This is a genomic window from Gilliamella sp. App4-10 (assembly GCF_001690495.1).
GTDB classification, from domain to species: domain Bacteria; phylum Pseudomonadota; class Gammaproteobacteria; order Enterobacterales; family Orbaceae; genus Gilliamella; species Gilliamella apicola_G.
In genome coordinates this window covers 24,847-42,960 of record NZ_LZGS01000042.1, presented here as the reverse complement: position 1 = coordinate 42,960, position 18,114 = coordinate 24,847, and the positions used below count along the sequence as shown (strand labels likewise).

Here is an 18,114-nt window from a genome sequence, read left to right as displayed (position 1 = left end):
ATAGCAGCAATTCTATATAAATAAAGTAAATCAAATTATTAACTATGATAGGTATGTTTTTGTATAACGAATAATACATTATAAAAAAACATCATTTAGGCAATTTTAGTGCAATATTAATTTTTACTATAATTTAACACTCATGTTTCATGTTTTCTTATCTATTGTTTTTTAAAGAAATAAAAATCTATTATTACTAAATTCTAAGAAAATTTTTAATATTTTCTTGTTTTTTTAAGACAGTTAGTAGACCTTGATTTACACAAGGTTGAGAAGAATAAGTATAATGCTTCCTAAGTTACTATATTTTACATTTAAATATAACGAAGGTTTTTATATTGATAATGTCTTTAATTAAACATACTAAGTGCGAAATAGCATTTAATAATATCAAGTTTCAACAACGAAGAATATCGTTTTACATGTAATAAATATATTCGATTTTGTTACTCTCTTATTTTAGCTAGGTCTATAAATATAATATCTAATCTGAAGTTACCGACTAATTACCGAATTTGTATTTTTAGTAATATTATTTTAGGAGTTTTAAAAAATGAATCTGATCTGGTCTGCAGTTGGGCAAGTTGTAAGTTCTTGCCTTCCGGTTTTTTTATTAATTTTTCTTGGTTGGTTATGCGTACAACAAGGGATCTTTTCAAAAGATTCTAAAAAATTATTATCAGGGCTTGTATCAAACTTTGTCTTTCCGGCTTTGCTTTTTGTGCATACCTCGCATGCCAAACCATCGCAAATATTTAATGGTATTTGGATGATTGCGTTTTTCTGTACTATGTCATTTTTATGGATAATTTGTTTTTTAACAAATAAGTACATTTTGCATAAAGAATTAAAGTCAACAGCGATGAATGCAATGTTGTGCTGCTTTCCAAATATGGGGGGTATGGGGGTTCCTTTCTTAACGCTAATGTTGGGGGCTGCTTCCACTATTTCAGTCGCGATTGCTAATTTTGTTGTTGCCTTATCATTGATTCCAATGACAATATTCTTATTAGAACTCTGTGATACTAAAATGTCTGGCGGTAAAGTCACCGGCGATATGATCTTTAATGCGGTAAAAAACTCGCTCATGAAACCGATGTTTTTGGCCGTTATTTTAGGACTCATTGTTAGTGTAACCGATGGAACCCAATGGTTACCTCATTTTGTGTTTAACACCTTTGATATTATGTCAAATGCTTGTAACTTTATATCGCTTATTGCAGTTGGTGTGGGTATTCATGGTGTTCAATTAAAATTATCTAAACCATTAATGATCAATATTGTATTGAAAAGTTTTATTACACCAATTGTTGCACTTATTTCCGTATACCTATTTGGTATCACTGGTATGGAAGCAGAAGAATTAGTTTTCCTATTGGCAATGCCAACAGCATCAACAGCGGTTATTTTGGCTTACAATTGGAATGTTGAGCAAGAACAAGCATCAAGCATTTTCTTTGCATCAACTGTCTTATCTATCTTTATTTTACCAACCTTACTACTTATTATGGATTTCACCGTTCCTGGCGTTGCTTAACAAACGTTAAATATTAATGCTCTCATTTAGAGTTACCTAAGTGAGGGCATTGAATAACAAGTACTCTCTAATATAAAAATATAAAAATATAAAAAATCAAAACGACTTAATCCAAAAGAACTAAAAATCTAATTTTTCCACACAACCGCATAATGACTTGAAAGTTTTTGCTAAGTGTTTCAAGCTGTTCACCAATTCCTATTGGCTCAAATGTGATCTCATTATCTCGAATAGACTCTCTTAACTATTAAATATTGATAATTTTTAAGTCATCTGATAAAAAAACAACTTGTTTGCTGCGGCAACAATTAGCAGATTGTATAAAAGGCGTAAATATTCAAATCTTTCACGTGATAATCTTCTTTTCTAATAAAAATGAGCGGTAAATAAACCCCTAAAAATAACATAATTCAATATAAGTATCAAAAGTGAGATAAATGTAAGCTTACCTTCTTTTCCTAATATATTGGTACCATATAAATGGTACTATTATTTTTATTCATTTTTTAAAAGTTTTAATTTGAAAGTTTATAATTATTTATTATGATTTTATTTGGCATGAATAAACATTTCACAACTCATAACCGATGCCAAGCCCTGCTAATACTGACATCAAGCTATTATATATCGTTTGAGTGGGAATAGCTTTACCGTTAAATTCGAGATCGCAAGTGGTACAAGCATTATAAGTTAATATCGGTTTGATAACCAAGCTCACAAACACTGCGAGTAGTTGAATCGATGCACCTATGACTCATCATCTCACGCTATACTTTCTTGCTGTAATTTTAGGCTATTTTGTAATGTAAACTCTGTATTGACTAAAGGCAATTTACCTACTGGAAATTAATGATTTTGAATATCAATCATAATTAGTGCTTGTTTCATATTTTGCTCCTTGGTTATCTTTCTATTTATAATTATGTGACAACTTTGTTTCTAGAAAAAATTGAGTATTATTATCGTTATAAAGTTAATCATCAATTAAAGCAGATAGTTTAATTGGCTTAAATTGATTCTACAGGTTATTAAATAATTCTTTAAAATTGAAAAAAGAGTTGCGAGCAAGTAAATTCTGTTATATTTTGTTCAATAGATTTAATTATTAACTCAGTTAAAGGTTTTTATTTTATGATTTGTTTTTGCGTTTTTGTGACTAAACATCATCATCACCATCATTCCTGAATAGTCTTTGGGCGATTGGTGCTGGAAGACGTTGATCTTCCGGTGATATCGCGAAAACAAATGGAGAACCCTCGGAAGATCAATCTTCCGGGGGTTTTTTGTTTGTGATTTATAAATTTTTTGGATAAGTTGGAGAATATTATGTTGGATAATTCGCGTTTACGCATTGCGATGCAAAAATCAGGTCGTTTAAGTGATGAGTCAAAAAAATTACTGGCACAATGTGGCATTAAGATTAATCTGCAAGAACAACGGTTAATTGCTTTTGCCGAAAATATGCCCATCGATATCTTGCGAGTTCGAGATGATGACATTCCCGGTCTGGTGATTGATGGCGTTGTCGATATTGGGATTGTCGGCGAGAATGTATTAGAAGAAGAAGTATTAGACCGGCAAGCCGAAGGCGAAAATCCACAATTCAAAAAATTACGCAGTTTAGATTTTGGTGGATGTCGTTTATCGATAGCTGCGCCTCGTGATTTTGTTTATACAGGTCCTGAATGTTTGAATGATCTGCGTATTGCGACCACTTATCCTCACCTGCTACGCCGTTATCTTGCACAATATAATGTTACCTTTAAAACCTGTTTGCTTAATGGTTCGGTCGAAGTTGCACCGCGCGCAGGACTTGCCGATGTGATTTGTGATTTGGTTTCAAGTGGCGCAACACTTGAAGCAAACGGTCTTAAAGAGATCGAAGTTATCTATAAATCAAAAGCCTGTTTAATCCAGCGCCAAGGCGAAATGCCACCAGTAAAACAAGAGCTGATTGATAAAATCATGACTCGAATTCAAGGTGTCATTCAAGCACGTGGATCCAAATATATTATGCTACACGCTCCAACCGCCGTTTTAGAAGATGTAGTTGCCCTGCTTCCAGGGGCAGAAAATCCAACTATTTTACCTTTAACCGGTGAACAAAATCGTGTGGCGCTACATATGGTGAGCAGTGAATCACTCTTTTGGGAAACTATGGAAAAACTAAAAGCATTAGGCGCCAGCTCAATTCTGGTCTTACCAATTGAAAAAATGATGGAGTAATAATATGAAACTCTCTTATTGGCAACAATGTACAAATGAACAACAAATAGCGCTATTAACACGCCCAGCTATCACGGCCTCTGATTCGATTAGCAAAGCAGTAACAGATATTTTGGCTCAAGTTAAAAAAAATGGCGATGAAGCATTAAAAGCGCTAAGTAACAAGTTTGATAAAGTTCAAATTAAGCAGATTAAATTAACTCAAGATGAAATTAAAGCAGCTACTAGTCGCGTTAATTCTGATTTAAAACAAGCCATGCAACTTGCAGTTGCTAATATTAATAAGTTTCACCAAGCTCAAGTAAAACAAGCCATTACGGTTGAAACTATGCCAGGTGTAAAATGTCAGCAAGTGACCCGCCCTATTGATTCAGTGGGACTCTATATTCCGGGTGGTTCCGCCCCTTTATTATCAACCGTGTTAATGCTGGCAATACCGGCTAAAATTGCGGGTTGTCGTAAAGTGATTTTATGTTCGCCTCCACCGATTGCCGATGAAATATTATATGCAGCTGAACTTTGTGGCATTACCGAGATTTATCAACTTGGTGGAGCTCAAGCGATTGCTGCTATGGCATTTGGTACTGAATCGGTGCCTAAAGTGGCTAAAATTTTTGGTCCAGGCAATGCTTACGTTACCGAAGCCAAACGCCAAGTAAGTCAACGCCTTGATGGTGCCGCCATTGATATGCCTGCGGGTCCTTCTGAGGTGCTGGTTATTGCTGATAGTTCGGCAAACCCTGATTTTATTGCTGCCGATCTGTTATCACAAGCCGAACATGGTCCTGATTCGCAAGTGATACTGCTTACCCCTGACGAGGTCATTGCACAAGCGGTATCAATCGCCGTCGATAAGCAACTTGCCCAACTATCGCGCAAAGAGATTGCGGAAAAAGCCTTGAAAGAGAGTCGCTTAATTGTAACGAAAGATTTAACTCAGTGCATTAACATCAGCAATCGTTATGGTCCCGAACACTTAATTATTCAAACAGCCAATGCGGATGAATTAGTTGAACAGATCACCAGTGCTGGTTCAATATTTTTAGGCAATTGGTCGCCTGAATCAGTCGGTGATTATGCTTCTGGGACTAATCATGTACTGCCAACATATGGCTATACCGCAACATATTCTAGCCTTGGGCTGGCTGATTTTCAAAAAAGAATGACAGTACAAAAATTATCGCCAGAGGGCTTAAAAGCAATCGGAAATGCTGTCGAACTTATGGCCGAAGCCGAACAACTCACCGCCCATAAACACGCGGTAACTTTACGCCTAGCGGCATTAAATTCAATGGGTTAAAAATAGGTGGATAACATGGATATCAATCAATTAGTTAGAAAAAATATTCAGAAACTAACGCCTTATCAATCCGCCCGTCGGATTGGCGGTAATGGTGATGTGTGGCTCAATGCGAACGAATACCCCGTCGCACCACATTTTGAATTAACCGAACAAACCTTAAACCGTTATCCAGAGCCACAACCAGAAAAAGTGATTCAGCGTTATGCTCAATATGCAGGTGTACAACCCGATCAGTTAATTGTTAGCCGCGGCGCTGATGAAGCTATTGAATTATTAATGCGTGCATTTTGCGAGCCTGAAAAAGACAGTATTTTGTACTGCCCACCAACTTATGGCATGTATCAAGTGAGTGCTGAAACGTTAGGCATAAAAACCAAAACAGTCCCAACCAAAGCCGATTGGCAGCTTGATCTTGAGGGTATTGAGCAGCATCTTGATGGCGTTAAACTGATTTATGTCTGTTCACCAAATAATCCAACGGGTAACTTAATTGATCCTGAGGATATTAAGGCGTTGCTCAATATTGCTAACAATCGTGCTTTAGTGGTGATTGATGAGGCTTATATTGAGTTTTCCCCTAACTCAACGGTGGTGAGTTGGCTTGCTAACTACTCTAATTTAGTGGTGTTACGTACACTATCAAAGGCATTCGCTTTAGCGGGATTACGTTGTGGTTTTACGATTGCGAATAAACCGGTGATTAATGCATTACAAAAAGTCATTGCCCCCTATCCACTCGCTACGCCTGTGGCCGATATTGCATCACAAGCGCTGAGTAAAGATGGCATTAATGCCATGAAGTTGCATGTAATCAATTTGAACAAACAAAAAGAAAAATTTGCCAGTTCGCTAGCACAGTTATCAGTTGTTGAAAAAATTTATCCGAGTTCGTCCAACTATTTATGTGTGAAGTTTCAAGATAATAAAGACGTGTTTAATATCTTATGGAATAGAGGGATTATTTTACGCGATCAAAGCAAGTCGATTGGTCAAAATAATATGATTCGAATCACCATTGGCACCCAAGCTGAGTGTGAAGCAGTAATTTCTGCGCTCAAGGCAATAAAATAGGAGCAAAAATGTTACAAAAATACTTATTTATTGATCGAGATGGTACATTAATTACCGAGCCTCCAATTGACTTTCAAGTTGATCGTTTTGATAAGCTGGCTTTTGAACCGAATGTGATCCCTGCTCTGCTTAAACTACAAGCAGCAGGGTACAAATTAGTGATGGTCACCAATCAAGATGGGCTGGGTACTAGCAACTATCCACAAGCAGATTTTGATGGACCGCATAATCTAATGATGCAGATTTTTAAATCACAAGGCATTAATTTTGAAGATGTGCTAATTTGCCCTCACTTTCCCGAAGATAACTGTGAATGTCGTAAACCTAAAATCCAATTAGTGTTTCCTTATCTTACCAGTGGTAAACTGGACAAACAAAATAGCTACGTTATTGGCGATAGGATAACGGACATTCAATTAGCTGAAAATATGCAAATCAAAGGGTTACGATATCATCCTGAAGATTTAAACTGGCACGAAATTGCGCAACGATTAACTGTCACTAATCGCTATGCTAAAGTTGAACGCAATACCAAAGAAACGAAAATATTAGTCGAAGTATGGCTCGATCGCCAAGGTGGCAGTCAAATTAATACGGGAATTGGTTTTTTTGATCATATGCTCGATCAAATTGCTACACACGGCGGTATTAAGCTCAATATCCAAGTAGCGGGTGATTTGCATATTGATGATCACCACACCATCGAGGATACTGGACTGGCGTTAGGCGAGGCACTTAAAATAGCACTCGGTGATAAACGCGGCATTACGCGTTACGCATCTGTTATTCCAATGGATGAGTGTTTAGCCAAGTGTGCAATTGATATTTCAGGGCGCCCTTATCTTAAATTTAAAGCCGAATTTACCCACCAAAAAGTAGGCGATATGAGCACACAAATGGTTGAGCATTTCTTCTACTCACTGAGTTATGCTATGGCTATCGCGTTACATATTGAAACCGAAGGCAATAATGATCATCACAAAGTTGAAAGCTTATTTAAAGCCTTTGCGCGCACATTAAAGCAAGCAATCAAAATTGAAAGTGATCGATTGCCAAGTTCAAAAGGAGTGCTATAAATGAAGATTGTCATTCTTGATACTGGCTGCGCTAATCTTTCATCGGTCAAATATGCTGTGCAACGGTTAGGTTATGATCCAATCATTAGCCTTGATCCTGATATCGTGCTAAGTTCAGACAAACTGTTTCTACCAGGGGTAGGCTCAGCAAGTTCAGCTATGCAAAAACTAAAAGAACGCAATTTAATAGAGCTTATCAAAGTTTGTACGCAACCGGTATTAGGGATCTGCCTTGGTATGCAACTTTTAGCAAATTACAGCAATGAAGGGTATGTGCATACTTTAGGAATTATCCCTGAAAACGTTGTTGAAATTCCTGATTATGGTCTACCTTTGCCACACATGGGGTGGAATCAAGTCTACCCAAAAGCCGGTCATCATCTTTTTCGAGATATTCCTGATGGTGCTTATTTTTACTTTGTACATGGATACGCGATGCCACTATGTTCAGCAACAATAGCAGAAACCAATTACGGCGAAAGCTTTACCGCTGCCGTACAAAAAGAAAACTTCTACGGCGTGCAATTTCATCCCGAGCGTTCTGGCTCAGCCGGTGCAAAATTGCTCAAAAACTTTTTGGAGATGTAACTATGACAACGTTTCCAATGATCATTCCTGCCCTTGATCTAATTGAAGGATCCGTTGTGCGATTACATCAAGGTGATTATGCGAAAAAGCGCAATTATGGCAATAATCCCCTTTTGCGTTTACAAGATTATGAAAAACAAGGCGCTAAACTATTGCATCTTGTTGATTTAACCGGAGCGAAAAATCCAACCGCGCGCCAAATTTCGTTAATACAAACGTTGATTAATGGCGTACAAGTGCCTATTCAAGTGGGTGGAGGCATTCGTACTGAAAAAGATATACAATCATTACTATCCGCCGGTGCCGCTCGCGTAGTAATTGGCTCAACAGCGATTAAACAACCCGAATTGGTCAAAATGTGGTTCACAAAATATGGCGCAGAAAGATTAGTGTTGGCTCTGGATGTTCGCATTGATAAACAAGGCAATAAATATGTTGCCATTCATGGCTGGCAAGAAGATTCAAAACAGACATTAGAACAAGTGATTGAGGATTATTTACCTTATGGTTTACAACATGTACTGTGCACGGACATTTCAAAAGATGGCACACTAAGTGGCTCAAACATTAAATTGTATCAAGAAATCAGCCAAAAATACCCACAAATTGCTTTTCAAGCATCTGGCGGTATTGGTCAGTTAAATGATGTTAAAGCACTACAAAATAGTGGCGTAGCAGGTGTGATTGTTGGCCGAGCTTTGCTTGAAGGAAAATTTACTGTTCAGGAGGCAATTTCATGTTGGCAAAAAGAATAATTCCTTGTTTAGATGTTCGCGATGGTCAAGTGGTTAAAGGTGTGCAATTTCGAAATCACGAAGTTATTGGTGATATTGTGCCTTTAGCAAAGCGCTATGCGCAAGAAGGGGCTGATGAATTGGTCTTTTATGATATTACCGCCTCGTCAGATGGGCGAGTGGTTGATAAAAGTTGGGTTGCAAAAGTGGCCGAAGTTATTGATATCCCCTTTTGTGTTGCTGGCGGAATTAAAACTGTTGAAGATGCTGGGCAAATATTAAGCTTTGGTGCCGATAAAATTTCGATTAATTCCCCTGCGATTGCCGATCCCAATTTAATTACAAGGCTTGCAGATCGTTATGGTGTGCAGTGTATTGTGGTTGGTATTGATACTTGGTATGACAAAGAATCAAACAATTATCATGTTTATCAATTTACAGGTGACGAAAAACGCACCGTTGCCACAAAATGGAATACGCTTGATTGGGTACAAGCGGTGCAAAAACGTGGTGCGGGCGAAATTGTTCTAAATATGATGAACCAAGACGGCGTTCGTAATGGGTATGATCTTAAGCAACTGAAAGCGGTTCGCGATATTTGCAAGGTACCGCTGATTGCTTCAGGTGGTGCGGGAAATATGGTGCATTTTTTACAGGCATTTGACCAAGCTGAAGTTGACGGTGCATTGGCAGCCTCCGTTTTTCATAAGCAAATCATTAATATTGGTGAACTTAAACAATATTTGGTACAACATGGAGTAGATATTCGATTATGTTAACTCAAAATTGCAATACCCAATTAAATTTACAACAACTTGATTGGCAAAAAGTAGATAATTTAATGCCGGTCATTATTCAGCATTATGTATCTGGTGATGTATTAATGCTTGGTTATATGAATCAAGAAGCGTTAATACAAACACAAAGCAGTGGTAAAGTCACTTTTTATTCACGCACCAAACAGCGCCTTTGGACCAAAGGTGAAACTTCTGGTAACGTTTTAAATATCGTGAGTATTTCGGCTGATTGCGATAATGATACGTTACTGATTTTAGTGAATCCAGTTGGTCCAACTTGCCATACCGGCACAACAAGTTGCTTTGCTAATGCTAAAAGCGAATGGGGATTTTTGTTTGAATTAGAGCAATTAATCGCTACACGAAAAAATGCCGATCCTAAGTCATCGTATACGGCAAAACTGTATCATGATGGCACAAAACGAATAGCGCAAAAAGTGGGAGAAGAAGGTGTTGAAACCGCCCTTGCTGCGACAGTTCATGATCGAGAAGAGTTAAAAAATGAATCTGCGGATTTGGTTTATCATTTATTAGTATTACTCCAAGATCAAAATCTGTCACTACAAGATGTGATTGGCATTTTAAAAACAAGGCATAAATAATAAAAATAATCAAAGTGCGAATCATATCGCACTTTGATTTACATCTTTTTTATTATGATAAAAAATAAATCAACTTAGCAAACAGGCAATTTTACTCCATTAAACATCGCTAATACTTCGATATTATTTTCACATAACATGAGTTTATCGACAGTTTGTCGATCCAAATGTGGTGAAAACTGCTGAATAAAATCATACATATAACTGCGTAAAAATAACGAACGAGCAAAAACGATATAGGTTGTACTGTAGGGGAAAATATGACCAGCACTCAGTACAACAAAATCATCCTCTGAAGTATTATTCACCGCCATTTTTGCGACAATGCCAATACCGACGCCCAATTTAACATAGGTTTTAATTAACTCAGCGTCTGTTGTACTAAAAACAATATTAGGCGACTGATTAGCGCGTAAGAAAGCTTGATTTAAATCGGAACCATCATTAGAAAAATCGTAACTGACTAATGGATATTTTGAAAGTTGTTCAATTGTAATTAAGCTGCTTTTGGCAAGTGGGTGATCTTTCATCACAATCACAGCTTGGTTCCAGTGATAGCAAGGTAAGGCAATCATATCATCGCTAAGTTGAGAAATGTCGGTCACAATAGCCAATTCGGCCTGCCCTGCTTGAGCTTGTGACATGCATTGAGAAGAGGTCCCTTGCTCCATATGCAAAGTAATACTTGGATACTGTTGCATAAACTGTTGGATCACAACGGGTAAGGTATAACGTGCTTGAGTATACGTTGTGGTAATAGTTAATGAGCCTTGATTTGGCTGACTAAACTCTTTGGCAATAATTTTAATATCGCTCGATTTATTGAGGATTTCTCGAGCAAGAGCAATAATTTTTTCACCAACTGGCGTTACTTCTGAAAGGTGCTTACCTACCCGGGTAAATATCTGAATGCCAAGCTCATCCTCTAATAATTTTATTTGTTTGCTTATACCTGGTTGAGAAGTATACAGTTTTTCGGATGTCAACGATACGTTAAGATCGTTATTAACGACTTCAACAATATAGCGTAATTGTTGCAATTTCATGACACACAAAAGCTCCTTTAACTGTATGCTTTTCTCCCTTTTAATCATATTACAAAAGGGAGAATTGGTAAGGTAAATCTTTTCACAGCCTAGCACAAACAAAAATAATTATTTTTATACTAAAACGCATACTTTCCTGAAACTTTTTGACAACATTCAGGTGTGCTTACCTATTTTTTACTATTGATCCATTTGCCATCCACATATTGCATCACCCAACCTGTCGATTTTCCATTAATTTCCGAGGTAACATATTGTTGTTTGTTTTTACGGCTGAAACGAACAATTGCTGGATTACCATCAGGATCTTTATTAGGTGCTTCGGTCAAGTAGATAAATTTTTCTGGTAGACGGTCTTTAAAGCGTTGTAACTCTTCAATCAACGGCGCTCTCGTCTCCCTTGATTTTGGAAAGTTATGTGCCGCCAAAAAGATACCCGCTGCACCATCACGTAATACAAAATGCGCATCGGATTTGCTACATTGAAGTTCTGGTAAATCTACCGGATCTTCTTTAGGTGGTGCAACATCACCATTTTTTAAGATTTTACGCGTATTTTTACAATCCTGATTAGTACAACCCATATATAATCCAAATCGGCCTGATTTTAAGTGCATTTCAGATCCACATTTTTCACATTCGATAATCGGCCCTTCGTAACTTTTAACTTTAAAATTCCCTTTTTCAATTAATGAACCATCACAAATTGGGTTATTGCCACAAATATGCAATTTACGCTCGTTATCAAGCAAATAACTATCCATTGCAGTGTGACATTTTGGACAGCGTTTCCGCGCTCTTAAAGCTTCGGTTTCAGCTGTTTCGGCTTCTTCCAAGATATTTAAAGTTTCGTGCTCAGGAATTAAATTAATGGTTTGTTTGCAACGCTCTTTAGGTGGCAACGCATAGCCTGAACAGGCTAAAAATACACCTGTACCCGCAGTTTTAATGCCCATTTCACGACTACAATTAGGGCATTTAATTTCAGGTGTTAACACTAATGGATTAAGTTGCATACCGCCTTTATCGGGTGCTTGTTCGGCAACCTCAAGATGCTGACTAAAATCACTAAAAAATTGATCGAGCACTTCGCGCCATTCTTGTTTTTTATGAGCGATTTCATCCAATGCATGTTCCATACGTGCGGTAAAGTCATAACTCATTAGGTCATTAAAGTTTTCGCTAAGTCTATCGGTAACAATTTCACCGATTTTTTCAGCATAAAAACGGCGATTATCTAAACGTACATATCCGCGATCTTGAATTGTCGAAATAATGGTTGCATAAGTCGATGGGCGACCAATTTCACGTTTTTCAAGCTCTTTAACCAGTGATGCTTCGTTATACCGAGCGGGTGGTTTGGTAAAGTGCTGATTTGGATTTAAGATGATTAAATCGAGTTTGTCGTTGACTGATAACGGCGGTAATATCCTATCTTCATTATTTTTCGTCAATTGCGGTTGCACTTTAGTCCAACCGTCAAAACGCAATGTACGACCTTTGGCCTTTAAAGTAAAATCACCTGATTTAACTGTAATTGTTGTTGAGTTATATTCGGCCGATGTCATTTGACAAGCTACAAATTGGCGCCAAATCAGTTGATATAATTTACCCGCATCAGCTTCAATGTCACTAATATTATCAGCAAGAATAGTAACATCTGATGGGCGAATCGCCTCATGCGCTTCTTGTGAATTCTTTTTACTACTGTATACATTAGGTGATTTTGGCAAATATTTATCACCAAATTTGTTGCCAATATAATCTCGTACCATGGTTAATGCATCTTGACTCAAGTTAGTAGAATCGGTACGCATATAGGTAATATAACCCGCTTCATATAATCTTTGAGCTAACATCATGGTCTTTTTAACACCAAAACCAAGACGAGTACTCGCGGCTTGCTGTAAAGTTGAAGTAATAAACGGTGCAGTTGGATTACTTTTAGTCGGTTTTTCTTCAATATTCGTTACTTGATATTGGTTTTGATTAAGTCCTGCTAGCGCAATATCAATGGCAACTTTATCTTTTGGTTCAAACGCTTCGTTTTTATAATGAGTTACTTGCAGAGTTAACGACTCATTTTTCGCTGTATTCAAATCAGCAAAAAGATCCCAATATTCTTCAGGAATAAAGGCATGGATTTCACGTTCACGTTCAACAACTAGACGCACTGCAACTGACTGAACACGACCAGCAGATAAGCCTCTAGCAACCTTTTTCCAAAGTAATGGCGATAGCATAAAACCCACAACCCGATCCATAAATCGACGCGCTTGCTGTGCATTGACCCGATCCATATCGAGCATTGATGGCTGGTTAAAGGCATTTTTGATCGCTGTTTTGGTGATTTCGTTAAACACAACGCGACGATATTTGCTATCGTCTCCGCCAATCACATCTTTAAGATGCCAAGCAATGGCTTCCCCTTCTCTATCCAAGTCAGTTGCTAGATAGATCATATCTGCATCTTTAGCCAATTTTTTTAATTCTGACACCACACGTTCTTTACCGGGTAAAATTTGGTAATGCGCTTGCCAGCCATTATAAGGATCGACACTCATTCGATCGACTAAGATTTGCTTTTCAGAGCGTTTTACTTTTTTCTCGGCTTTGTCTTTGGTATCTTTTGTTAGCTTTTCAGCTCGTTGACTACTACCACTAACTGGCAAATCACGAATGTGACCTACGCTTGATTTAACCACGAAATCTTTGCCAAGATATTTATTAATCGTTTTTGCTTTGGCTGGTGATTCCACAATAACAAGGGATTTTCCCATAATAAAACCTTTTTATTCTGTTGTTTGTATTATTTACTATCGAGCTTCACATCAAGAAGCGACAGTAAATCATCTTTAATTGTTGATACTTTCGTAGCATATTGCTCTTTCTGTTCTGCATCTTCAATTAATTGCGTAATGGTTTGTGACAGCGTGCATCCACGGCGTTTGGCTAAATTAGCCAATCGTTGCCAAACTAAAAATTCCAAATCAATCGACTTTTTTCGGGTATTTTGCTGTTCTGCATTAAAATGCCGTTTTCGTCTTGCACGAATAGTTTGCTTCAGGCGATTATCTAAATCGGGATTTAAATGTTGTTTTATCCAATCAACGACACCAGTTGGATTATGTTCTAATAATAATAACTCACTGACCGCATGCTGTGCAGCGCTTTTTTCAATATAACGTGTAATTGACTCGCCTTCTAGATGCCTTTTTACTAGATAGTGCCATTTCCAACCACATTCTAGGTTTTCTAGTTGTTGATATTTCATTGGTTCATCTTGTGACGCTGTAACTGAATATATAGTTGTAGCATAATCTAGTCACACAATAAAGAAAATTATTGCATTTGACAAATTTTTTATAAATCTGCTATCGTTGCTCTTTCATTTTGATCTTTATTTAAGGAATTCCCATAATGGCTAAAGCAGATGCTATTTATATTAACGGCTATATTTACACCGCGGACAAACAAGATAGTGTCTGCGAGGCAATAGCAATCGAAAATGGCTATATTATTGCAACTGGCACTACGCAAGAAATAAATAACAGTCACTATGTTGATAACCATACAACCATTTATGACCTACAAGGTAAAACGATGATGCCAGGGATCATTGATTCGCATCTACATACATTTTGGGGCGGAATGCAATTATCCTCTTGTAATTTAAATTATCAAAGCTTAACCATTGATGATACTTTAGCTATTATTCAAACGCATTTAGATAAAGATTTGACAGATAACAGCGCAAATTGGTTACAAGTTCGAGGATGGTTGCGCCAAGAAGTGTTGCCAATCGGTACTGATATTACTCGCTTTGATCTTGATCGGCTCAATACAAAACGCCCTGTTATTTTGTTTTCTAATGACTGCCATACTTTAGTTGCGAATAGCATTGCTTTAGAGAAATTTGGTTTAGATAGAAACACCCCTGAACCAACCGATGGAAAGATTGGTCGTACTGATGACGGTGAATTAAATGGCATATTAGAAGATGCCCCGGCTATGCGTGCGTTTGACAGCATTTCTAAACTCACCGATGAACAAGCAGTCAACATTGCTAAATTATCGCAAGCAGAACTCAATAAACAAGGTGTTACTGCTGTTATGGATGCTCGAATTACCGAAACCCAAGCCGATGCATTTTTAACACTACAACAACAAGACCAACTATCGATTCGCTTATTTGGTGCGCGTGAATTACCGCCAGATGATGTATCCTCAATTGAAGAAATTCCAACTCTACTTAACAAAGTTAAACAGTTCGCTGCACGTTACGACGATAAAAACTGGCAACCAAAACCTGGTATCAAAATCTCACATACCAAATTATTTGTAGACGGCGTAATGCAAGCACCTTTAATGACCGCACGTTTGCTTAAACCATATAATTTAGCTGACGAAAAAGATCGTTACGGTGATCTTTATTATTCAACTGAAATGTTAGATGCTCTCATTCTTGAATCAGCAAAAGCAGGATTTCATCCGCATATGCATACTGTTGGTGAAGGTGCGATTGAAGTGGTGCTTGATGCTATTGAAAAAATGCGAAAAACCTTACCTGATGAGGATATTCGCCCAAGTACAGCACACAATGAATTAAGTGCTGCACATCAATTTACAAGGTATAAGCAATTGAATGCTTGTGTGGTCTTTTCATTTCAATGGGCAGGATGTAGTTCGGCAATGGTTGAGCAATATCAAACCCTCTTTGGCCCAGAGCGTTATAATGGTTTAGAAGCACACGGGCAATATATTGATGCAGGTGTGACATGTGCTTTCGGTAGCGATTGGCCAATTGATCCATTAAATGAATGGTACGATTTCCAAATTGCGATGACACGAAAAATTGATGACGAGCATCCGCGATTAAACAATGATCGCAATCTAACCGCTATTGAAGTATTACGTAGTGCCACTATTAATGCCGCATATGTATTAAAACAAGATCAATACATTGGGTCAATTGAGAAAGGTAAATTTGCTGATTTGATTATTTTAGATCGCAATCCATTTACTATTCCAGCAACCGATATGCAAAATGTCAAGGTTTTAACAACTATTGTGGGCGGTAAAATCGTTTATCAACAAGCATAATTTAAACTTTATGTCTTTAATTTACAAAATGCTACACCAACCATGATTGGTGTAGCATAGGTTATTATTTAGACTTTAGTCAACTTGAGCAACTATTTCGGTTTCCACAGCTGTTGGTTTCGTGAAATGTAAGATAGCGGCAATAATTAATGCGCCAATAAACATATCAATGACATACCACAGCGTCGCTTTGGTCACTCCACCTAATGCGACTAAACCGCCAAATGCTACCAATGATTCAATCCCATTAATCATACCTAGCATACCTGCGATGGCAGTGCCAACAACAATAGCAATAATAACACGCATTGGATCTTTGGCCGCAAAAGGGATTGCACCTTCAGTAATACCCGCCAATGATAAAAAGAAAGCGGTAATACCAAACTCTTTTTCTTCTTTGGTATATTTTGGGCGTGAAACAATTAATGATGACATAGCTAAACCTAATGGTGGAATAGCACAGCACATACGAAATACCCCATTTGGACCATAAACCCCCTCCGCCATTGCCGCTAAGGTAAATGCAGTCGCCGCCTTACTACATGGTCCTCCCATATCTAGCGCCGCTAATATACCAATGCCAATCCCTAAAAATGCGGCATTAACCTCTGACATACCTTGTAAAGTTGCGACCATAGCTTTGACAAACCAATCGAGCGGATAAGATAGACCATAAATGTAAAGTGGTGCCATCACTAATATCGTCACTGTAGGGATAATCATCACTGGCATAATCGATGCAATTACTGGATGAACTTTAATCGTTTTAAACCATTTAACAAAATAGCCGATTAAAATACCAAAAATCATTGCGCCAATAAATCCAGTATTGACTTGATTAGAACCAATTGGATTATTAACCACATAACCCATAATAAATGCAGGCGCTAAAGCAGCATTGCCGCCAATGGAATAAGCCATATAAGCAGCAAGCACTGGCACCATCATAGCAAAACCATATAAGGCAACCTGTTTTAAATCCATAAAGAATTGATTACTTGGCTCAATATTGCCATTAGTCACATCCCCTGTCATTAACACAATAGAAAACAATATTCCTGATGCGATAATAACGGGTAAAAACTTACTAATACCCGTATTTAATGCTCTAAATATTTCTTTACCGATACAATCTTTAACCACTGTAGTCGACATCACATTTGCATTATTAAAAATATTGGCAGTATTTTTAACGGCTTCACCAGTACTCACTTTTATGACATTTTTATAAGGCTCAAGCCTATCGACATTTTCAATTGAAATATCAGTCGCTAATAAAATCACATCGGCACTTTTAAGATCTTGTTCGGTTAATGAATTTTCAATACCTGCGGCACCTTGTGTTTCGACTTTATACTCCCAACCACGCTTTTTCGCCTCATTTTCAATTTTTTGCTTAGCAATATAAGTATGTGCCATCCCTGCAGTACACGCACAAATCGCAACAATCTTTTTTTTACTCATATAATCCTCTGATTTTATTAGCTACAGATTGAATATCGCTTTTAAGCAAATCTTCGACAAAATCATCATTAGCTAAATTCGATGCTAATTTAGCAATAATGGATAAGTGCTCTTTATTGGCATGCTCTGGAGCACCAATCATAACGATTAATTTCACTTTATTATCATTATTCCAAATGATGCCATCGCCATATTTCCCCACCACAATAAATGGTGTTTTAACAGCACTACTTTTTGCATGTGGCAAGGCAATATCAGGTAGCACATCGGTTTCCATTTCTTGTTCATGCGCCATAACATCGTCAAAAAAGGTTTTGACATTAGTTAAATAAGCTTGGCTAGTTTCAACCATTAGATGGATAACTGTTGATTTTTGAGTAACAACATTACCCGTTAAATCAACCGGTAAAACAGGGATTGACTGCATAAATTCATCCTCTTACTAATAATAGATTATTCGCAATAACGCAATTTTCACTCTACTTAGATTGCAGATAAAATATACAATAATTTATTTGCACTGACACTTATTTTGTCTAATAAATAATAGATTTGGATCACAAATAT

15 protein-coding genes and 1 other annotated feature are annotated in these 18,114 nt (G+C 37.3%); of the genes, 10 read left to right on the top strand and 5 right to left on the bottom strand.

The features are described from left to right. Nucleotides 1-553 precede the first annotated feature (553 nt). The 9 genes from A9G23_RS08990 (at nucleotide 554) to hisIE (ending at nucleotide 9,934) form a co-directional block, all read left to right on the top strand. The gene (locus A9G23_RS08990) at nucleotides 554-1,537 is read left to right on the top strand and encodes an AEC family transporter (protein WP_065587294.1); all 984 of its coding nucleotides are present in this window, start codon (nucleotides 554-556) and stop codon (nucleotides 1,535-1,537) included. Between the two features lie 1,163 nt (nucleotides 1,538-2,700). After that, nucleotides 2,701-2,825: a sequence feature (His leader region), on the top strand. Nucleotides 2,826-2,863: 38 nt separating this feature from the next. Further along, nucleotides 2,864-3,763: an ATP phosphoribosyltransferase gene (gene hisG / locus A9G23_RS08985; RefSeq protein WP_065587293.1), complete on the top strand. Its 900-nt coding sequence runs from the start codon at nucleotides 2,864-2,866 to the stop codon at nucleotides 3,761-3,763. 4 nt (nucleotides 3,764-3,767) lie between these two features. Next, entirely contained in the window at nucleotides 3,768-5,063 is a 1,296-nt protein-coding gene (gene hisD, locus A9G23_RS08980; RefSeq protein WP_065587292.1) for a histidinol dehydrogenase, read from the top strand. Between the two features lie 15 nt (nucleotides 5,064-5,078). Continuing rightward, entirely contained in the window at nucleotides 5,079-6,137 is a 1,059-nt protein-coding gene (gene hisC, locus A9G23_RS08975; RefSeq protein ID WP_065587291.1) for a histidinol-phosphate transaminase, read from the top strand. An 8-nt stretch (nucleotides 6,138-6,145) separates the two neighbouring features. Further along, nucleotides 6,146-7,213: a bifunctional histidinol-phosphatase/imidazoleglycerol-phosphate dehydratase HisB gene (gene hisB / locus A9G23_RS08970; protein ID WP_065587290.1), complete on the top strand. Its 1,068-nt coding sequence runs from the start codon at nucleotides 6,146-6,148 to the stop codon at nucleotides 7,211-7,213. Beyond that, nucleotides 7,214-7,801, top strand: coding sequence for an imidazole glycerol phosphate synthase subunit HisH (gene hisH / locus A9G23_RS08965; protein WP_065587289.1), 588 nt, complete (start codon nucleotides 7,214-7,216; stop codon nucleotides 7,799-7,801). It begins immediately after the preceding gene. Between the two features lie 17 nt (nucleotides 7,802-7,818). Next, nucleotides 7,819-8,556, top strand: a complete 738-nt coding sequence (hisA, locus tag A9G23_RS08960) for a 1-(5-phosphoribosyl)-5-[(5-phosphoribosylamino)methylideneamino]imidazole-4-carboxamide isomerase (protein ID WP_065587295.1) — start codon at nucleotides 7,819-7,821, stop codon at nucleotides 8,554-8,556. Then, nucleotides 8,538-9,314: an imidazole glycerol phosphate synthase subunit HisF gene (hisF, locus tag A9G23_RS08955; protein WP_065587288.1), complete on the top strand. Its 777-nt coding sequence runs from the start codon at nucleotides 8,538-8,540 to the stop codon at nucleotides 9,312-9,314. The genes hisA and hisF overlap by 19 nt, the downstream gene beginning before the upstream one ends. After that, on the top strand, nucleotides 9,308-9,934 hold the full coding sequence (gene hisIE / locus A9G23_RS08950) for a bifunctional phosphoribosyl-AMP cyclohydrolase/phosphoribosyl-ATP diphosphatase HisIE (protein WP_065587287.1): 627 nt from the start codon (nucleotides 9,308-9,310) through the stop codon (nucleotides 9,932-9,934). The genes hisF and hisIE overlap by 7 nt, the downstream gene beginning before the upstream one ends. A gap of 74 nt (nucleotides 9,935-10,008) precedes the next feature. Here hisIE and cysB read toward each other — a convergent pair whose 3' ends face one another. The 3 genes from cysB to matP all read right to left on the bottom strand — a co-directional run bounded on the left by cysB (nucleotide 10,009) and on the right by matP (nucleotide 14,254). Then, the gene (gene cysB / locus A9G23_RS08945) at nucleotides 10,009-10,980 is read right to left on the bottom strand and encodes an HTH-type transcriptional regulator CysB (protein WP_065587286.1); all 972 of its coding nucleotides are present in this window, start codon (nucleotides 10,978-10,980) and stop codon (nucleotides 10,009-10,011) included. Between the two features lie 170 nt (nucleotides 10,981-11,150). Continuing rightward, nucleotides 11,151-13,760: a type I DNA topoisomerase gene (gene topA, locus A9G23_RS08940; RefSeq protein ID WP_065587285.1), complete on the bottom strand. Its 2,610-nt coding sequence runs from the start codon at nucleotides 13,758-13,760 to the stop codon at nucleotides 11,151-11,153. A 29-nt stretch (nucleotides 13,761-13,789) separates the two neighbouring features. Beyond that, complete coding sequence (gene matP, locus A9G23_RS08935) at nucleotides 13,790-14,254, bottom strand: macrodomain Ter protein MatP (RefSeq protein WP_065587284.1); 465 nt, start codon at nucleotides 14,252-14,254, stop codon at nucleotides 13,790-13,792. Between the two features lie 146 nt (nucleotides 14,255-14,400). Between matP and A9G23_RS08930 the strand changes: the two genes are divergently transcribed. After that, entirely contained in the window at nucleotides 14,401-16,083 is a 1,683-nt protein-coding gene (locus A9G23_RS08930; RefSeq protein WP_065587283.1) for an amidohydrolase, read from the top strand. Between the two features lie 75 nt (nucleotides 16,084-16,158). On the opposite strand, the gene A9G23_RS08925 is transcribed toward A9G23_RS08930, so the two are convergent. Together A9G23_RS08925 and A9G23_RS08920 are read right to left on the bottom strand one after the other, a co-directional pair. Then, a complete protein-coding gene (locus A9G23_RS08925; protein WP_065587282.1) occupies nucleotides 16,159-17,547 on the bottom strand; it encodes a PTS fructose transporter subunit IIC in 1,389 nt (462 codons plus the stop codon). Continuing rightward, nucleotides 17,540-17,974, bottom strand: a complete 435-nt coding sequence (locus A9G23_RS08920) for a PTS sugar transporter subunit IIA (RefSeq protein ID WP_065587281.1) — start codon at nucleotides 17,972-17,974, stop codon at nucleotides 17,540-17,542. The genes A9G23_RS08925 and A9G23_RS08920 overlap by 8 nt, the downstream gene beginning before the upstream one ends. Between the last annotated feature and the right edge of the window lie 140 nt (nucleotides 17,975-18,114).